The sequence below is a fragment of the Campylobacter sp. MIT 12-8780 genome (assembly GCF_006864535.1).
In the GTDB taxonomy this organism is placed as follows: domain Bacteria; phylum Campylobacterota; class Campylobacteria; order Campylobacterales; family Campylobacteraceae; genus Campylobacter_D.
In genome coordinates this window covers 1-868 of record NZ_QHLL01000020.1, presented here as the reverse complement: position 1 = coordinate 868, position 868 = coordinate 1, and the positions used below count along the sequence as shown (strand labels likewise).

Sequence of the window (868 nt, the reverse complement as noted above, 5' to 3'; positions counted from 1 at the left end):
CTACACTCTTTTGTCTTTGTTCTAAATTCTCATTTAAAACATCACAATCAAGCAAAGCAGGATAAGGATGTTTAGTCTCAAGATATTTTTCTTTAAATTTATCTGAAGCTAACCATTCTTGTATAGTTTCTATATGAGTAAGTATAAATTGCAAGGTTTTTATATTTAAATCTTTAAAAGAAAAAGAAGCTTGAGTGAAAAGAATAGGTTTGAGTTTTTGAGCTTGAGTGAAATAAAAGCTTTTATCTTGTTTAAGTAGGCTTAGTATATGATCTTTGTTTATATGAAGTTCTTGTATAGTATCTTTAAGGTGTAAAAAGTTCTTATGTATAAGCTTAGCTTCTTTGATGTATTCAAAGAGTTTTAAATACCCTCCCTTATACCAAGTTTTATCAGCTTTTATAAAAGCTTGTCCTAAAAGATAAGCTAGATGAAATTGACATATTATAGCTTCATGATAATCACTTAAGCTTTCAAGCTTTGCTCTTTGAAGTTCTGGAAATATTTTTGAAATTTGTTTGTAGAGTTTAAGTTCTTTGTAGTGTTGTTGTTTTATATGATAGAGTTTATAGAGTAAAGAAAGGTAAGCCCCCCCCCCCTAGTGTAAATTTAACAAGAGTATTTTTTTCTTTGAGTATTTTATCAGTGTTGATAAGTTCTAAGCCTATTTTATAAGAAAGAGTGTTTTTAATCCTTTGTGAGGCTGTGAGTTTATGCATTTTTATTTTTCTCCTTATTGAGTTTCGTTTTTTTAATGTGTTTTTAGTGATATATTGTTTGTTATTTTCAATTTATTGTTTTTAAAAATGAAAAAGCATTATATCAAAAAAAAAAAAAACGAAAGGGGGAGTTGGGGAGTTTTTGTGAA

Annotated in this window: 1 protein-coding gene; it reads right to left on the bottom strand. The window is 27.6% G+C overall.

Translation table 11 applies throughout. The annotated features are described in order from the left end of the window. Window positions 1-566 precede the first annotated feature (566 nt). The gene (locus DMB95_RS09645; protein ID WP_170999505.1) at window positions 567-719 is read right to left on the bottom strand and encodes a hypothetical protein; all 153 of its coding nucleotides are present in this window, start codon (window positions 717-719) and stop codon (window positions 567-569) included. Window positions 720-868 lie beyond the last annotated feature (149 nt).